Here is a 17,825-nt window from a genome sequence, read left to right as displayed (position 1 = left end):
ACAACTCTATTCATGTTTGCATACTAAAATGCGCAGACTAACGTCTATTAAGTTGAACAACCATTTTATATTGTTACGGCATGTAAAGTCACCCTAATTAGCTGAATAGGTTTTTGATAATTCAGCAATAAATGAAAAACAAAATTTGTGTTATCTTCGCAACTGTATATACTAACAGTTAAACTGTATAGAAAAACAGGCTGTTTATGCGTCCACTAACACCACGACAAAGCGAAATTCTTGAATTAATAAAAACAACCATGCTAGCAACGGGAATGCCGCCTACGCGTGCTGAAATTGCGCGTCAATTGGGATTTAAATCGGCTAATGCGGCTGAAGAGCATCTTAAGGCACTGGCCCGCAAAGGTGTCATTGAGATTCTTCCCGGTACCTCAAGAGGAATTAAACTGAATGTTCCTTTGGAAGATGAATTGGAAGAAGCCGGTTTACCTTTAATTGGGCGTGTGGCTGCGGGCGAACCTATTTTGGCCGAAGAGCATGTTGAGTGTCACTACAAAGTTGATCCGGACTTATTTAAACCTAGCGCAGACTTTTTGCTGCGAGTTAGCGGCATGAGTATGAAAGATATCGGTATCTTGGATGGCGATTTGCTAGCTGTTCATCGCACTACAGATGTTCATAATGGTCAGGTTGTTGTGGCGAGAGTAGATGAAGACGTTACGGTTAAGCGTCTTGAAAAGCGTGGAAGGGAAGTCATCCTACATGCTGAAAATGATGATTTTAATCCTATTAAAGTGGATTTAGCCTCTCAACCTTTCAACATTGAAGGTATTGCCGTGGGGGTTATTCGTAACGCTGATTGGATGTAAACCAAATTGTCTAAAGTTGAATAATTCCAAAAAGGTGACTTATCTAGTCACCTTTTTAATGACTTGTATTTGGTTATTTAAAAAATTTAAATTGTTAATTATCTATTTTCTCCCCTTCAATAAATTCACTTTTCTCAACAAAATTTCGTTTACTTATTTCATATCATGGAGCTTGGGAACCGCTTCAGTTAGGAATTTTTCGTTTTAAAGACAAAAATTACCAGTTCAAATTCCATATTCAGTGTATCTATTTCAAATTGATATAAAAGATAACTTTTCCCTCTATTTTGATTGAAAATCAACCGGTTGATTAAAATTTTAACAAAAAACACTAGACGTCAGACTTTAGTTGAGTAATTCTTATACTAGTTTTTACAGTTGTGTAACATTAAGCTTTCAAGTCATTTACCATGTTAGAGTCTTTTGCGGTTTATTACTCTGCTTTGCTCCTTTGGAAAAGGCTTACATCATCAGGAGGTGTTGAGTGAAAAAGATATGGTCCAGCATATTGGTAATACTGACCAGTCTAATTGCATTTACAGTGTCCGCAGAATCGACTTCGACTGCTGATCAGTATCAATTAAATTTACGCAAAGGCGCGACAGAAATTAGTGGTCAAGTTTATGACTTGCATATGCTGATGTTTTTCATTTGTGTCGTAATTGCAGTGTTGGTATTCGGTGTGATGTTTTGGAGTATGATTTTCCATCGTAAATCCAGAGGCGCACAACCTGCTAATTTTCATGAAAGTGTCAAAGTGGAAATTGCATGGACAATAATCCCTTTCATTATTCTCGTGGTAATGGCATTTCCAGCAGCTAAAACATTGATCGCAATGGAAGATCCTGAAAATTCAGACGTCACTGTTCTGGTGACGGGTTCCCAATGGAAGTGGCATTATAAATACATGGAGAACGATGTTGAATATTACTCCGTGATGGCCACTCAACAAGAACAGATCAATAACAAATTTGAAAAAGGCCACAACTACCTCCTGGAAGTTGATCGTCCTTTAGTTATTCCAACGGGTAAAAAAGTCCGTTTTCTTGTGACCTCCGATGACGTCATTCATTCATGGTGGGTTCCTGACTTTGCGGTTAAAAAAGATGCAAACCCTGGATTTATTAATGAAGCTTGGGCAAACGTCATTGAACCAGGTGTGTATCGCGGTCAATGTGCCGAGCTATGTGGAAAAGATCACGGCTTTATGCCCATTGTTGTTATCGCCAAAGAACCTGCCGAATATGAACAATGGATAAACGCTCAAGAAGAAGTGCAGCGCAAAGCAAAAGAAGAAGAGCAACGATTGCTCGCCATGAATATGAGCATGGAAGAATTGATGAGCAATGGTGAACAGGTTTACATGCGTGCATGTGCTGCTTGTCACCAACCAAATGGGCAAGGTTTACCCGGCGTATTTCCCGCTTTGGTCGGCAGTGACATGGTTCTCAATGATATGGCGGCTCACATCGATATCGTTGTAAACGGTAAAACGGGGACTGCCATGCAAGCCTTTGGAAAACAATTAACCATGAGTGAACTGGCTGCAGTTATTACTTATGAACGTAATGCTTGGGGTAACGATACCGGCGACATGGTCCAAGCCAAAGATATTAACGCCGTAATGACAGGTCAATAAGGGGAGCAGTTATGAGCACAGCGACAACCGAACTCGATCATGACGACCATCACCATCATGCTCCTAGTGGCATAAAGCGTTGGTTATTTACGACAAACCATAAAGATATCGGAACCCTTTATCTGTGGTTCGCGTTCATCATGTTTTTAACTGGCGGCGCGATGGCCATGGTAATACGTGCTGAATTATTTCAGCCGGGTTTGCAGATAGTTGATCCGAACTTCTTCAATCAAATGACTACAGTGCACGGCCTAATCATGGTATTTGGTGCGGTTATGCCTGCATTCACTGGGTTAGCAAATTGGCTGGTACCCATGATGATTGGTGCGCCGGATATGGCATTACCGAGAATGAATAACTGGAGTTTCTGGATATTGCCAATGGCATTTACCATACTACTGGCGTCGTTGTTTATGGAAGGCGGTGGTCCAGCATTCGGTTGGACCTTCTATGCACCTCTTTCTACAACTTACAGTAATGACACCACAGCCTTGTTCGTATTTTCGGTGCATATTATGGGGATCTCTTCCATCATGGGGGCGATTAACGTGATAGTGACTATTTTCAATATGCGCGCACCAGGGATGACGTGGATGAAAATGCCACTATTTGTGTGGACATGGCTAATTACCGCGTTTCTGTTAATTGCTGTTATGCCAGTTCTAGCTGGTGCAGTGACCATGGTGTTAACCGATAAATTTTTCGGAACGAGCTTCTTCAATGCTGCTGGCGGTGGTGATCCCGTGATGTTCCAGCATATATTTTGGTTCTTCGGGCATCCAGAAGTGTATATCATGATCCTTCCTGCATTCGGCATCATTTCAGCTATAGTGCCGACGTTCTCAAGGAAAAAATTATTTGGTTATGCCTCTATGGTATATGCCACAACCTCCATCGCTTTGCTGTCATTCATCGTTTGGGCTCACCATATGTTCACTACGGGAATGCCGGTCGGTGCTGAACTATTCTTTATGTTTGCCACTATGTTGATATCGGTACCCACTGGAGTCAAAGTCTTCAACTGGGTAGCAACCATGTGGCGAGGCTCACTCTCATTTGAAGTGCCTATGCTATTTGCTTTGGCATTTATTGTATTGTTTACCATTGGGGGGCTATCTGGCTTAATGCTGGCGATTACACCAGTGGACTTCCAATATCACGATACCTATTTTGTAGTGGCTCATTTCCACTATGTATTAGTGACAGGCGCTATATTTTCCATCATGGCAGCGGTGTATTACTGGCTACCCAAATGGACTGGCAAAATGTTCGATGTGACTTTGGCTAAATGGCATTTTTGGTGCTCGCTGATTTCCGTCAATGTACTATTTTTCCCAATGCATTTTGTTGGTTTAGCTGGTATGCCTCGTCGTATTCCAGATTACGCTTTGCAATTTGCTGACTTTAACAAATGGATAAGCTTGGGTGGATTTGCATTCGGACTGTCTCAACTGATCTTCCTTGCCTTGCTGATAAAAGCATGTCGTAAACACGGTGAGCCTGTGTCTGACCAAGTCTGGGAAGGTGCAGAAGGTTTGGAGTGGGAGATCCCTTCTCCAGCGCCTTATCATACCTTCGATACACCGCCAGTGATTAAGTAAGTGTGATTCATCATGACTGAGGGTTCAAACAACAGCCAATCTAACAACGGTAAACTGGTCTTAAAGCTGGTGGCTGTGGTGATTGGCATGTTTGGTTTCGCTTTTGCATTGGTTCCGCTATACGAAGTGTTTTGCCAAGTTACTGGCATTAATGGCAAAACCAGTGATACCGCAGCGATATATGAATCAATTGAAGTTGATCACTCTCGGATGATAACCATTGAGTTTATTACCCGCACAAACACGGGTATGCCTTGGGAGTTCAAAGCGCAAACCCGCAAGGTCGAAGTCTATCCGGGTGAAATGAATCAGGTAGATTTTTACGTTAAAAATAACACTCACAAAGACTATGTGGCACAAGCCGTTCCCTCTGTTTCACCAGGAACGGCAGCTTTGTATATGAATAAAACAGAGTGCTTTTGCTTTAATAATCAGCCTTTGGCTGCTGGTGAAGAAGCGATTATGCCTATGAAGTTTTACGTTGATCCACAGTTACCAAAAGATATTAAATTTTTCACCCTTCAGTATACCTTGTATGACGTAACGGCAAGTGCCGAAGGCGTTGCAATGAATCAAGGATAAAAGGAATAAAAATGGCACAACAACAAGTTTATGAAAAATATTATGTTCCAGACCAAAGCCCTTGGCCCATTGTTGGAGCGATAGCTTTATTTCTGATTGCGTTTGGTGCAGGCAATTTTGTCGTGGAACAAACCAAAGGTGAAAGTGGCTATGGTGGCTGGACGCTTCTTGCCGGCATAGCCACTTTGTTAGTTATGTTAGTCGGTTGGTTCAGAAATCAGATCCATGAATCTATGGCCGGCAAGTACAGCGCTCAATTAGGTCGCTCTTACCGCCAAGGTATGGCGTGGTTTATTTTCTCTGAGGTGATGTTTTTTGCGGCATTTTTTGGCGCGCTGTTTTATGCTCGAATGATTGCTATGCCTTGGCTAGACGGGGCGGGCAACAATGCCATGACAGCTGAAGTGTTATGGCCTAATTTTGAAGCTGTATGGCCATTAACTAAAACCCCTGGTGGTGTTGAGACAACTGCAATGGGTTGGATGGGCTTACCTCTGTACAACACCATAATATTGTTAATATCTTCAGTTACTTGTCATTTTGCTCATGTGGCGCTGGAGAAGCAACAACGCGGCAAGTTGATTGCATTTTTGGGTGTGACAATTTTACTTGGTTGTTTCTTTCTAACCTTGCAAGTTGAAGAGTACGTGCACGCCTATCGTGAAATGAATCTGACCTTACAATCAGGCGTCTATGGTAATACATTCTTCTTATTAACAGGCTTTCATGGAATGCATGTTACCTTGGGGACAATCATTTTGATTGTATTATTTTTCAGAGTGCTCAAAGGTCATTTTACACCAGATAATCACTTCGCATTTCAGGCCGGTAGCTGGTATTGGCACTTTGTAGATGTAGTGTGGGTAATGCTATTTTTCTTTGTCTACATACTGTAAATACAATGAGGTACCTAAGCGTCCCTCAATAGGGACGCGGATTGGGAGTAATAAGTCCCGTTGCTACAGCGAGCAATAACAAAATCACAATAATTGCGGAGGTCATAACCCGGCGGCCGATAAATTTACTCATAGGAGGTTGATTGGGGTCGTTTTTTAACATTATTATCATGGCGCGAAAAAGATTGTAGAGCATAAAAAGCAATAAGCCGCCAACTAATAGTTTAACTAACAAATCGATCACTCCTTAAGAATTATGGTCACTAAATCGAATAGTTCCAAACACCCTTACTTTGCCACATTTTTAGTGTTGTTGGCAGTAGCAATTTTGTGTTCTTTGGGCGTATGGCAATTGCAGCGTGGGCATTATAAAACGGATCGCATTCAACAAATTGAATTGAGAAAGGCAACGAACCCCCTGAATATTGAAGATATTTTAGAACGTCAGGACAAGCGAGACTTGCCATTAGAATTCAAAGGTCGAATGTTAGTGAATAAGATCTTTTTACTTGATAACCGAATTGAAAATGGCCAGGTAGGTTTTCATGTTTTAGTTCCTGTTCGCACCGAGTTTGGTGTTGTAATTACTAATTTAGGTTGGGTTAAAGGCGGTCAGTATCGCAATGATTTACCTAAATTTGATCTACCCACTTATGAACAAGTGTTGTTCGGCACAAGCTGGGTTCCCACCGTTAACCCAATGGTGACAGAAACGGCACGAATTACCGACAGTTGGCCGGTATTGGTACAAAGTATCGATTTAACCCTGATGTCGAAGTTTTTAGGGACGGAGGTATTACCCATGGTTTTGCAATTAGATCCGGCGTTTCCCATTGGCTTTTCTCGCCATTGGGTACCCGTAGTTATGGCTCCTGAAAAACACTATGGTTATGCAATACAGTGGTTTGCTTTGGCAATGGCTTGTTTTGTTATTTATGTTGTCGCATTACGAAAAAGGAACGCACCTAAAGATGTCTGAAGTTGTTAACAACAAAAAATCGAAAACACTTATTATTATGTTCATAGTGTTTGTTCTTCCAGTGGTGCTTGCTTACCTAGCATTAACCTTCGATTGGTTCAATAAAGGAGCAACAAATAAAGGTGAATTGATTACACCGCCACTAGATTTGAGTGCTGTGGTTGCTGAGCGAGAACCTTTGTGGCGACTACTGTTTATTATGCCTCAGGATTGTGGACAAGGATGTGAAAATGCACTTTATAGCCTTAACCAGATTTGGGTCGCTTTAGGGAAAGAATCTGATCGGGTTGAGCCTTTGGTTTTGACTCATCAAAAAAGCGAACAAATCGAATTGACCGACATGCAACGTCATCCAAATATCAAGGTGTTAAAAACTGATGAGCAAAATGTAAATAATTTGTTTAAAGATGAGTCTGCAGATGGTATTTTCATTGCTGATACTCTAGGAAATGTCATTTTAAAGTATCCAATTAAACAACAACAAGAAGACGCGATTCAACAGAGCCGCGACATTTTGGCCGATTTACGCAAGTTATTAAAGCTGTCTCGCATTGGGTAAGGAACGGTTGCAATGAGAAAATTAGTGCTGGCTTCAGTGGTGCTAGCAATAGTGGTAATAGTGTTGGGGGCTTACACTCGTTTAACCGATGCTGGATTAGGTTGTCCTGATTGGCCAGGCTGCTACGGCCATTTGAGTGTACCCGCTAGTGATACCCATATTAGTGCCGCCCAGGATGCATTTCCAGAACGCACTTTTGAGGCGCATAAAGCTTGGAATGAAATGATCCACCGTTACGCCGCAGGTACTTTGGGTTTATTCATTTTAGTTATCTTTGCCGTTAGCTTAGTTAAACGATCATTTCACAGTCCAGTTAAATTACCGTTTTTTTTACTGTGTTTAGTTTGTTTCCAGGCAGCATTGGGAATGTGGACGGTAACACTTAACTTGATGCCGCTGGTGGTTATGGGGCATTTACTAGGTGGTTTTGCGGTGTTGTCTTGTCTGTATTTATTATATCTGAGATTAACACCCTATCGGATACCTGGTGGTGACTCACAGATGAAAGTGTTTGCTAAATACTGCGCCTTGGGAATTTTGATTTTAATCGGTCAGATAGCCCTAGGTGGCTGGACTTCAGCAAATTACGCCGCTTTAGCCTGTACCGAATTTCCTTTCTGTGAAAGTGATTGGGTGAGTCAATTGGACTATGCGGGGGCTTATAGTATTCCCCATGCAGAAAATTATGAATTTGGGGTGCATGATTGGGCTGAAAGAATGACGATGCATGTTACTCATAGATTGGGTGCTATCGTGACATTTGTATATTTATGTTGGTTAGCAATTCGTTTATACGCCGTTGCATCCTCTCAATTAATAAAGAGTTTATCTATCAGTTTGGTTTTGATTCTTGGGTTACAAGTTATGCTTGGAGTGAGCAATGTAGTGTTCAGTCTGCCTTTATCTGTAGCTGTTTTACACAATGCTGTAGCGGCATGCTTACTGTTAGTGATGGTGAAACTCTGTTACACCCTTTACAGAAAGACTTAGGAGATCAACGTGAATAAAACGCTGCAAGCAAACTATGCAAAATCATCTTCGCAAGTCGCTAATTGGCGTGACTACTATGAATTAACTAAACCCAAAGTAGTGATGCTGTTGTTACTGACCGCGTTAGTTGGAATGTGCCTAGCCACTGAGACATGGGTGAGTTGGCAGGTATTAATTGCTGGCTTAGGGGGCATTGGTTTATTGTCGTCTTCTGCGGCGGTGATTAATCATGTGGTCGATCGGAATATCGATAGCAAAATGGCCAGGACCTTTAATCGTCCAGTGACGAAAGGCAAAATAAGTCCATTGCGCGCCACTATCTTTGCTTTTGTGTTGGGAGTTGCAGGTTATATATGTCTGGAACTTTGGGTTAACCGCCTAACTGCACTATTAACTTTGGCCAGCTTAGTTGGATATGCTGGTGTTTATACCATGTTTTTGAAGCGAGCTACTCCGCAAAATATCGTCATTGGCGGTTTAGCCGGAGCCGCTCCTCCTTTGCTAGGGTGGACGGCGGTTACTGGTGAAATTCATTCCCATGCATTGCTTTTGGTGCTTATAGTTTTTACTTGGACCCCTCCTCATTTCTGGGCGTTAGCTATTCATCGAGTGAAAGATTATGCGAAAGCTGAAATTCCCATGTTACCTGTGACTCATGGAGTGGAATTTACCAAAACCTCAGTTTTACTTTATACCTTATTACTTACTATTGTGTGTTTGTTGCCCTATTTAACCGGAATGTCTGGGGTTATCTATTTATTAGGTTCAGGTTTATTGAATGTTGGCTTTATGTATTACGCGTGGAAATTAAAATATGCAGCTAACGAAAACACAGCGATGAAAACCTTTGGTTTTTCAATCGTGCACTTGATGGTACTCTTTGTTGTATTACTCGTTGACCATTATTTAAAATTCACCCTATGAAACAAAACTTATTAATTGGCATAGTCGCTATTGTTGCATTAGTAGCAGGCTTGTATTTTTCGATAGTAATTGCGCCACCTGATGTTGCTGAGGTTAAGTATCTGCAAAAGTACCCGGCAGCACGGGCGTTACCAGAGTTTGAGCTTTATGATCAAAATGATGATCTATTTAGCAATCAACAGCTTGAAGGTTATTGGACGTTAGCTTTCGTTGGTTATACATTTTGTCCTGATATTTGCCCTACTACTTTAGCTGAGCTCAAAGGTATTTATCCTCAGTTGCAGGCGATTAATAGTGATTACCCAATCAAGATTTGGTTCTTATCTGTTGATCCAAAACGGGATACCGCAGCGCGTTTAAAAGAATATATAAACTTTTTTAATTCTGATTTTTGGGCCACTTCTGGCGAACATAAACAGTTGTTTCCATTGGTTAGATCAATGGGCATGATGTACGCCATGAGCGATAACACGGATGATCCCAATTATTTGGTGGATCATAGTGCCTCCATCACCTTGATTAACCCAAAAGGCGAGGTAGTTGGGCGTTTCAAACCAACACTTGAACCTGGCTCCATACCTGTGAGTGAAGGCTCACAAATAGTCGAAGATATGCCTATCGTCGTTTCAATGTAATTCCAATAAGATGTTCATTACCCGAGCAAAACAAAGTGACTATCGCTCTCTGGCGCAGTTGCTATTTTTGTCTGGTCCGGACAACTTAGTAAGCTTACTCACTAGTCATCAAACGGCTTTAACCCTGCAACAAAAACAAAAAATCTGTGTAGATTTTCTAGAAACAGCTCTACAAATTCCCGATGGGCAATTTGGTTACCTAAATCAAATAGTGGCATTTAAACAGGATGTTATATGTGGCTGCGTCAGTTACTGGCAAGCACCAATGAGCGATTTGTTTAAACAACAGACTTTAGCCAGTTTAATGACCCATTTTGGTGTTGCAGAAACCGCTTCTATCCTAAAAAACAGTGAAGGTTTATCGACTTTGGTAAGAGCACCATCCAGCAATGAGTTAAGTATTGGTCATTTGGCTGTTGAACCCTCAAAGCGCAGGGAGAGAGTGGCGACTAATTTGCTAAATTACTGCCAAGAAGTGGCTATAAACTTAGGCAAATCAACCCTTGTATTAGATGTGATGGAAGACAATGATATTGCAATTCAGGCTTATATTAAATTTGGCTTTAAGGAAAAATCTAAGTCTCAACCAAGCAAAGAAGCGAAAAAAATGGGTTTCTTACCCCACATTCACATGCAAAAAAGTTTAGTGTAAGGTTACAGAAGCTTTATTCAATTTTTTAAACAACCAACAAAAGAGGTCGATGTGATGAGTGATAAAACGGTTAAAATTCCCCAGCAAGCCTTTGATTGGTATGACGAATACGCCCATGGTGATATAGACAGACGTACCTTTATCACGCGACTATCTAGTTTAGCCATCAGCGGCTTGGCAATCTCTACAATTGCGGCTTCCTTGACCCCTAATTATGCTAAAGCGGAGCAAGTTTCGTTTAATGATCCCGAGATAACAGCATCTTACTTAGAATTCGACTCTCCCAAAGGCCATGGCAAAGGACGTGGATATTTAGTGCTTCCTAAAGCACAGAACGAGAATCTTGGCGCTGTACTGGTGGTGCATGAAAATCGTGGCCTTAATCCCTACATTAAAGATGTGGCTCGTCGCCTCGCTAAAGCAGGTTATATCGCCTTTGCACCTGATGCGTTGTTCCCCTTAGGTGGCTATCCAGGTAACGATGATGATGGGCGTAAAATGCAACGTTCAATGGACAGAGTCAAAATCGAGGAAGACTTTAAAGCTGCCGCATTAATGCTTAAATCCCATGAAAAAGGCAACGGAAAGCTGGGCGTTGTCGGATTTTGTTTTGGTGGCTATATCAGTAATATGCTGGCTGCCACCCTACCCAAGGTGATTAACGCTGCTGTGCCATTTTATGGAACGCCTGGAAAAGAGGATGTTGTTAATAATGTAAAAGGGCCACTGTTACTGCATTTTGCGGGGTTAGATAAGCGCGTAAATGCTACCTGGCCAGAATATAAAAAGGTTTTAGAATCAAATAACGCAAATTATGTTGCCCATACTTACCAAGATGTGAACCATGGGTTTCATAATGATTCTACCAGTCGTTATGATCAACCTGCGGCGGAACTGGCTTGGCAACGCACACTAAGTTTTTTTGCAACCCATCTGGCGCAAAACGCAAATACCAGCAAACCGATATTTTAGTCGTTACTGGGAATATCTAAGGTCATGCAAACGCTATGGGGGTCTTCTTCATAGTCTGCAAAAGGTGGACATTGTATAAACCCATGTTTCGCATATAAGGCTCTAGCTGGCGCAAAAAACGCCATGCTTCCAGTTTCTAAACTAAGGCGATGATAGCCCCGTTGTTTCGCCTCGCTGATTAGGTGAGCAAGCATCTTGGCTGCCACCCCTTGACGCAGAAACTGGTTCGAGGTGCGCATAGACTTTATCTCACCATGTTTATCTGAAAGCGCTTTAAGGGCGCCACATCCCGCCAATTTATCTTTTTGCCATAACCCCCAGAAAGTGATGTCGTCTGCATTAAATTTAGACTCATCTAATGCGTGCACACTCTCTGGTGGGGAATGTTCGAACATTTCTTGATGATGGGCTTTTAAAAGCGCAATGACTTGCTCAGAAATTGGCTGCTCTTTGGTTATTTTCATAAACAGTTTCCTTTCACCATCTCCATTACTTTATCTTTATTAAATAAAAAGCGCTTTTAATCCAGCCAGTTGCCGTTTTCATCAGGTACAAACCAAGGTTGCGAAAACCAGTAGTACTTACCCGCATATGCGATACTCGGCGCCGTGCAATTTATTCTTGAACGTCCCTTGGGGAGTTTAGTTTGAATGTGATAAGTAAAAGCATTATCTTCCCAACTCAAATCGATTGGTTGTCCGGCGAAAAAACACGATAGTTGATTTTTATGCATGTCATCTAATTCAACCTTAATGGTTTGAGACGGTGTTCGTTCGGCAAGGCTTAGTTGTGGCTCTGCTATACTTTTGCTGATTATCGGCATATCTAAGGTGTTCATTTTTACTTTTAGGGTGTTTAGGTTGGCGTATATGCCCGCAGCGGGGAAACGTGGTAATGCGCCGAAATCACTATTTTTAGAGATAGCTCCAGATTGTTGCCCAAACCCTATGAAACCTCTATCCAGTAGCGCTTGACTAAGGGCTTGATTGTATTCGCCATAAGGATAGGCAAGGTACTTTAAGTTGAAGCCAGTATGCTGCTTAATACTTTGCTCAGCATGTTCGATGTCTTCAATGGTATTAGCCAACCACCCCTCCTGATCATTATCCAAAAGCAAATGTTTGTGAATACTCGTGTGGTTAGCGAAAGTGACTCCTTGTTGACTGAGTTCTGTTATTTCAGACCAATTGAGTTGATGTTTTTGTTTGCCAATTAAATCAGGACTAATAAAGATAGTGTATGGGAAATCATATTTGAGTAGAATTGGATGTGCATTTTCAGCTATGTTTCGATAGCCGTCATCGAAGGTGATAGCAACACTGTTTTCAGGTAAAGGTTGATCGTTTTGAATATTCTCGATTAATCTTTGTAATGGAACAACCTTATGATTTTGTTTCAAGTACGCCATATGTTCTTCGAACTTGTCGGGACTAATAGAAGTACTTGCTGGCGTATCCTCACTCACATGGTGATATAGCAATACCACACCATGCTGAGGATTTGCATAAGCTATTTTGCTAACGACTAGAAATAAAAAGCCGCCAAGCATTAAAAAAATGGAATAATACTTAACTTTACTTGTGTCACTCATTTTGGATTTCATCATTGCCTGAGCTTCCTACTTCAACCGCATCAAAACCCTTATTCTGGCAAAAAAACGCCCATCTAGAAATGATTGCGTTAATTTTTCCAATGTTATTGGCAAATATTACTGCGCCTTTAATGGGATTTGTTGATATTGCTGTACTCGGGCACATGGAAGGTAGCCATATTTTAGCCGGTGCGTCAGTTGCCACTCTAATACTAACTCAAATTTACTGGATTTGCGGGTTTATTCGCATGTCTGCTACAGGGCTAAGTGCCCAAGCAAAAGGACAAAAGTCGACTCAAGCGAGCTTTAAGGTATTTTATCAGAGTATGTTTAGTGCGGGCATAATTGCAGTTTTACTGTTGTTATTTCAGCAGCCTATTTTGGCTGTGGGACTACACTTTTCAGAAGCAAATGAATTGGTTTCTCAAGTGATTGTCGAATACTTTAATGTTCGTGTGTGGGGAGCTCCTGCAGCCTTGGCTAATTTGGCACTCATTGGTTGGTTACTCGGTCAACAACGAAATAAATTAGTGATGTACAGCCAAGTTTTTGCCAACTTGTTGAATATAGTTCTGAATCTACTCTTTGTGTTTGTTTTTGACTGGCAGGTTGCCGGTGTGGCTGCTGCCACTGTTATCGCTGAATATTGCATTACCTTAGTGGGATTGTTCTTTGTCTTTAAAGGACAAGGTATTTTACCGCAACGAGAATGGCTCAAGGTCGAAAGCTTGGCCATCTTAACTCGCTTAAATAGCGCCATGTTGATCCGCAATTTAGCGTTGCAAGCCTGTTTGGTATTCATGACCTTTCAAGGTATCCGTTTAGGGGTACAAGCAGCGGCAATAAATGCCTTATTAATGCAGTTTTTTGTGCTTATTGCGTTGGGTTTAGATGCGGTTGCATTTGCAGTTGAAGCCAGAGTCGGAGAGGCCAAGGGGGCATCTAATCAGCGCTCATTAAAAGCAAATGTTGCGTTAGGGCTTATTTGGTCCAGCGCTTTTGCTGTGGTCTATACCTTAGTTTTTGTGCTTTGGGGTAACAATATCATCGCTTTGTTGACAGATTTACCGACCTTGCAAGAGGCTGCTGCTGAGTTTTTACCTATTATCTGGTTACTACCCATAGTGGCACATTGGTGTTTTCTAATGGATGGTGTTTTTGTAGGCTTAACACGGGCTAATGCGATGCGCGATAGTATGTTGATAAGTGCGGTGTTGGTGTATTTTCCGGTTTGGTGGTTTTACCAAGATATGGGTAATTTAGCCTTGTGGATAGCCTTGTTAGCATTTTTGGGGGCCAGAGGGATCAGTCTTTCGGGGTATTTCCTTTGGCTTTACCGCTGGCCTGTTCAAACCGATTAAGGGTTTGTGAAAATCGATTTGCAAATATACCTAAATACCCTTTTGCAGCGAAAAATAACCCTAAGGCTAACATTAAAACTCCCGGAATTTGCAACCAAATCCATAGCTTTAAACCTGCGAAAATGGATATCACCCCAGCCATAAAAATAGCGAGGCCGATTTTAAAATCGGCCCAACTTTTATGGGGATTGCTCCCCATTTTATACAGCCAGTTTTTAAACATGATCGAATGTTAAAAATAGGACGTGTTCAGGCTAATAATAAGAGTGCTCACCAGCGGTATGCTCAGTGGCATCTTTAACAGCCGTTATTTCACCAGCAAAGGCTTCTAACATTTGTTTTTCAATACCATCTTTTAAGGTTACATCCACCATTGAACAACCATTACAACCACCGCCAAATTGTAATATTGCCTCACCATTGTCAGTGATTTCCATTAACATGACTTTGCCGCCATGACTGGCTAGTTGTGGGTTTATCTCCGCTTCAATCATGTAACTAATGCGTTCCGCGAGTGGCGCATCACTGTCTACTTTGCGGGCTTTAGCATTTGGCGCTTTCAAGGTAAGTTGTGAACCCATTTGGTCGGTAACGAAGTCAATCTCCGCTTCTTCTAAAAAGGGGGCACTTTCTTGGTCGACAACAGCGTCAAAACCATTAAATGTCAGTAAGACATCGGTTTTTTCGACGGCATCTGGTGGACAATAAGACACGCCACACTCAGCACTTGGTGTACCAGGATTAACCACAAAGACACGAATGTTTGAGCCGGGCTCTTGTTTTTCAAGCAATTTAGTAAAGTGCGCTTGGGCACTTTCAGAAATATTAATCATCAATCATTCCTGATCTTTTCAAATTAGAGCGCTAGTTTAGCAGAAATACTTGAGTAAAACACTCAAGTAATGTGATTCTGTATATGAAATTTTTAACTAACAAAGAATTGATGCATAATATACACAAAATAAAAAGGAACTGCCCCAGTCGTTGAAGGCCAGATGGCTTTAGTCCTTAAGCGTTAGTCAAAATAATAATTAAAATCTACTTTAAAGAGTTTTATATGAATTTAAAGCGTTTATGCGCCACCGTACTTTTTTTATGTTTATCCTTTTCTGCTTCCGCCTTATCTGACTTAGATTACCTTCCTAAAACAGTGAGCTATGACACAAGTATTCCGAAGCCTGAAGAAGTACTAGGTTCTCCCGTGGGGACATGGCATGCTCGCCATGATCAAATCGTTCGTTATATGGAAATATTGGCGGAATCCTCGGATAGAGTTAGCTTAACTGAAACCGGCAGAACCTACGAGAATCGTCGTCTTCTGTTGATGACTATCACCTCTGCTGATAACCAAAAAAACATTAAAAGCATTCAGAAACGTCACTTGCAGGTTATTGAACAAGGGGCCAAGTCAAATGACACAGATCCCTTGATATTGTGGATGGGCTACAGTGTTCATGGTGACGAATCTTCAGGGGCAAATGCGTCCTTACTCGTGGCTTATTATTTAGCCGCAGCGCAAGGGCCTGAAGTAGATAAACTATTGGAAAACAACATTGTATTGTTGGATCCTGCCCTTAATCCAGACGGTTTAGCACGCTTTGCACATTGGGCGAATATGCATAAAAGTCAAAACTTGGTTGCAGATCCTAATAGTAGAGAATTAAATCAACGTTGGCCTAGAGGCAGGGTAAATCACTATTGGTTTGACCTGAACCGTGATTGGTTACTATTAACTCATCCTGAGTCTCGAGCTCGCATTAAGCAGTTTCAGCAGTGGCGTCCCCATGTATTAACCGACTTTCATGAAATGGGCTCCAACAGTACGTTCTTTTTTCAGCCAGGTATTTCATCACGCAAAAACCCCTGGACACCAGAGCAAAATGTGCAACTCACAGAGGCTCTTGCGAACTTTCACGCTGCCGCCTTGGATGATACTAAACAGCTGTACTTTACTCAGGAGGCTTATGACGACTTCTACTATGGTAAAGGCTCTACTTATCCCGATGGTTTAGGCACCATTGGCATATTGTTCGAACAAGCCAGTAGTCGTGGCCATTTGCGAGACACCGATAATGGACAGCTAACCTTTTCTGAAACGATTCAAAATCAAGTCACTACTTCTTTATCAACCTTCAAAGGTGCGCTGGCAAACAAACAAGCCCTTGTTGACTATCAATCTAATTTTAATCAACACACTAATGAGCTGATAAAAGATGATCGAGTGAAAGGCTATTTGCTTAGTGAAAGTCATGATAAAAGTCGATTCAATGAGTTAAAGAAAATTCTACAGCAACATAAAATTGAGCATTATTCGTTAAATAAGAACGTTAAAATAGATGATGTTACATACAATTCAGTAGATAGCATTTTTGTTCCTACTAACCAGTCTCGGTATCGTTTAGTGAAGTCGATATTTTCGACTCGCAAGCGGTTTGACGACAATACCTTTTACGATGTTTCTAATTGGAACTTGCCATTAGCATTTAATTTGCAATACACAGAAGTAGACAAAGGAGATTTCCGGAAAATCTCATATTCTGACAAGCAAGCAGAATTGAAAGTGGCGAAGTTACCTAAGTTAAATCCTGAAGCTTATGCGTATGGCTTTAGTTGGGAAGACTTCAAAGCACCTAAATTGCTGCAACGGTTATTACAAAGTGGTATTCAAGTAAGAGCTGCTGAAACCGCGTTTTCAGCGAAAACTAGCAGTGGCACTATTAGTTTTTCATCGGGCTCTATAGTCATTCCTGTTGGGCTAGATCAACCTGATGATATGTTTTCGAAAATTCAATCCTTATCCACCGAAATGAATATCCCGGTTTGGTCGATTGAAAGCGGACTAACTGGACAAGGTATTGATTTAGGCAGCGCTAAAATGGCTCCCATAACGCTCCCTAAAGTGATGATAGTTGGTGGCTTAGGAGTCAATCAATACGAAGCCGGTGAAACTTGGCATTACTTAGATACTAGGGTTGGCATGCCAGTGTCAATGGTTGACATGGATCGCTTATCTGGGGTCGATTTATCAGCCTATACCCATATGATTTGGGTCAGTGGAAGATACAAAAATCTGTCCGAAGTCGTTATCGAAAAAGTGGCTGAATGGGTTGATAATGGCGGTGTATTAATTGGTCAGCAAAGTGGTACCAAATTTTTAAGTGATAATGGCTGGTTAAAAGCCACCTTTATGAAAAGGTCTGAAATTCAGGACGCATTTAATGCCAAAAATCTCAGTTTTGCTGATCGAGAGGCGTTTGCAGCTAAGCAACGCATTGCTGGAGCGGTGTTTGAAACTAGATTAGATATCAGTCATCCATTAGGATTCGGATATAACCGTTCTTTGTTACCGGTGTTTCGCAACACCACAGAAGTGCTATTGATGCCAGAACAACCATTTATTACTCCAGCCAAGTATGTTGAAAAGCCGCTAATGGCCGGTTTTGCCTCCGATGAGATGCAAGATCTTATCTCTGACTCTGCAGCCATAGTGGCTCACCGATTTGGTAAGGGCCGTGTGATTGGCTTTGTAAACAACCCTAACTTCCGCGGTGTTTGGTACGGAACCAGCAGGCTAATGGGTAACGCCATATTTATGTCTCAATTTATCGACTAAT

General features: G+C 41.5%; 18 protein-coding genes. 14 read left to right on the top strand and 4 right to left on the bottom strand.

All coding sequences use genetic code 11. The annotated features are described in order from the left end of the window. Positions 1-206 precede the first annotated feature (206 nt). The 5 genes from lexA (at position 207) to ACYVIL_RS09810 (ending at position 5,548) form a co-directional block, all read left to right on the top strand. A complete protein-coding gene (lexA, locus tag ACYVIL_RS09830; RefSeq protein ID WP_460312339.1) occupies positions 207-830 on the top strand; it encodes a transcriptional repressor LexA in 624 nt (207 codons plus the stop codon). Between the two features lie 484 nt (positions 831-1,314). Next, on the top strand, positions 1,315-2,469 hold the full coding sequence (coxB, locus tag ACYVIL_RS09825; protein ID WP_460312338.1) for a cytochrome c oxidase subunit II: 1,155 nt from the start codon (positions 1,315-1,317) through the stop codon (positions 2,467-2,469). An 11-nt stretch (positions 2,470-2,480) separates the two neighbouring features. Further along, positions 2,481-4,070 (top strand): cytochrome c oxidase subunit I, encoded by a 1,590-nt coding sequence (ctaD, locus tag ACYVIL_RS09820; protein ID WP_303474711.1) that lies wholly within the window; start codon positions 2,481-2,483, stop codon positions 4,068-4,070. A 12-nt stretch (positions 4,071-4,082) separates the two neighbouring features. After that, complete coding sequence (locus ACYVIL_RS09815; protein ID WP_303474712.1) at positions 4,083-4,652, top strand: cytochrome c oxidase assembly protein; 570 nt, start codon at positions 4,083-4,085, stop codon at positions 4,650-4,652. A gap of 11 nt (positions 4,653-4,663) precedes the next feature. Further along, positions 4,664-5,548, top strand: a complete 885-nt coding sequence (locus ACYVIL_RS09810) for a cytochrome c oxidase subunit 3 (protein WP_303474713.1) — start codon at positions 4,664-4,666, stop codon at positions 5,546-5,548. A 25-nt stretch (positions 5,549-5,573) separates the two neighbouring features. On the opposite strand, the gene ACYVIL_RS09805 is transcribed toward ACYVIL_RS09810, so the two are convergent. After that, the gene (locus ACYVIL_RS09805) at positions 5,574-5,783 is read right to left on the bottom strand and encodes a DUF2909 domain-containing protein (protein WP_303474714.1); all 210 of its coding nucleotides are present in this window, start codon (positions 5,781-5,783) and stop codon (positions 5,574-5,576) included. 21 nt (positions 5,784-5,804) lie between these two features. On the opposite strand from ACYVIL_RS09805, the gene ACYVIL_RS09800 reads away from it, so the two are divergent. From ACYVIL_RS09800 to ACYVIL_RS09770, 7 genes are read left to right on the top strand one after another with little or no spacing between them, the layout of a single operon-like run. Then, positions 5,805-6,527, top strand: a complete 723-nt coding sequence (locus tag ACYVIL_RS09800) for an SURF1 family protein (protein ID WP_460312337.1) — start codon at positions 5,805-5,807, stop codon at positions 6,525-6,527. Continuing rightward, positions 6,520-7,086: a hypothetical protein gene (locus ACYVIL_RS09795; protein ID WP_460312336.1), complete on the top strand. Its 567-nt coding sequence runs from the start codon at positions 6,520-6,522 to the stop codon at positions 7,084-7,086. The genes ACYVIL_RS09800 and ACYVIL_RS09795 overlap by 8 nt, the downstream gene beginning before the upstream one ends. A gap of 12 nt (positions 7,087-7,098) precedes the next feature. Further along, positions 7,099-8,076, top strand: a complete 978-nt coding sequence (locus tag ACYVIL_RS09790; protein WP_303474717.1) for a COX15/CtaA family protein — start codon at positions 7,099-7,101, stop codon at positions 8,074-8,076. A gap of 9 nt (positions 8,077-8,085) precedes the next feature. Further along, the gene (gene cyoE / locus ACYVIL_RS09785) at positions 8,086-9,000 is read left to right on the top strand and encodes a heme o synthase (RefSeq protein WP_303474718.1); all 915 of its coding nucleotides are present in this window, start codon (positions 8,086-8,088) and stop codon (positions 8,998-9,000) included. Further along, positions 8,997-9,635: an SCO family protein gene (locus ACYVIL_RS09780; RefSeq protein ID WP_460312335.1), complete on the top strand. Its 639-nt coding sequence runs from the start codon at positions 8,997-8,999 to the stop codon at positions 9,633-9,635. The genes cyoE and ACYVIL_RS09780 overlap by 4 nt, the downstream gene beginning before the upstream one ends. 10 nt (positions 9,636-9,645) lie before the next feature. Beyond that, a complete protein-coding gene (locus ACYVIL_RS09775; RefSeq protein ID WP_460312334.1) occupies positions 9,646-10,287 on the top strand; it encodes a GNAT family N-acetyltransferase in 642 nt (213 codons plus the stop codon). Between the two features lie 54 nt (positions 10,288-10,341). Then, entirely contained in the window at positions 10,342-11,259 is a 918-nt protein-coding gene (locus ACYVIL_RS09770) for a dienelactone hydrolase family protein (RefSeq protein WP_460312333.1), read from the top strand. Here ACYVIL_RS09770 and ACYVIL_RS09765 read toward each other — a convergent pair. Next, on the bottom strand, positions 11,256-11,723 hold the full coding sequence (locus ACYVIL_RS09765; protein WP_460312332.1) for a GNAT family N-acetyltransferase: 468 nt from the start codon (positions 11,721-11,723) through the stop codon (positions 11,256-11,258). The two genes, ACYVIL_RS09770 and ACYVIL_RS09765, sit on opposite strands and share 4 nt — an antisense overlap. Before the next feature lie 56 nt (positions 11,724-11,779). Further along, the gene (locus ACYVIL_RS09760; protein ID WP_460312331.1) at positions 11,780-12,865 is read right to left on the bottom strand and encodes a polysaccharide deacetylase family protein; all 1,086 of its coding nucleotides are present in this window, start codon (positions 12,863-12,865) and stop codon (positions 11,780-11,782) included. On the opposite strand from ACYVIL_RS09760, the gene ACYVIL_RS09755 reads away from it, so the two are divergent. Further along, on the top strand, positions 12,865-14,211 hold the full coding sequence (locus tag ACYVIL_RS09755; RefSeq protein ID WP_460312330.1) for an MATE family efflux transporter: 1,347 nt from the start codon (positions 12,865-12,867) through the stop codon (positions 14,209-14,211). The genes ACYVIL_RS09760 and ACYVIL_RS09755 overlap by 1 nt on opposite strands. 254 nt (positions 14,212-14,465) lie before the next feature. On the opposite strand, the gene nfuA is transcribed toward ACYVIL_RS09755, so the two are convergent. Next, on the bottom strand, positions 14,466-15,044 hold the full coding sequence (gene nfuA / locus ACYVIL_RS09750; RefSeq protein WP_303474726.1) for a Fe-S biogenesis protein NfuA: 579 nt from the start codon (positions 15,042-15,044) through the stop codon (positions 14,466-14,468). Between the two features lie 224 nt (positions 15,045-15,268). On the opposite strand from nfuA, the gene ACYVIL_RS09745 reads away from it, so the two are divergent. Next, the gene (locus tag ACYVIL_RS09745) at positions 15,269-17,824 is read left to right on the top strand and encodes a M14 metallopeptidase family protein (RefSeq protein WP_303474727.1); all 2,556 of its coding nucleotides are present in this window, start codon (positions 15,269-15,271) and stop codon (positions 17,822-17,824) included. Position 17,825: the final 1 nt, after the last annotated feature.

Source organism: Aliiglaciecola aliphaticivorans, from assembly GCF_054782055.1.
The sequence above is the reverse complement of the archived record's forward strand: the minus strand, read 5'-3'. Positions and strand labels throughout refer to the sequence as shown.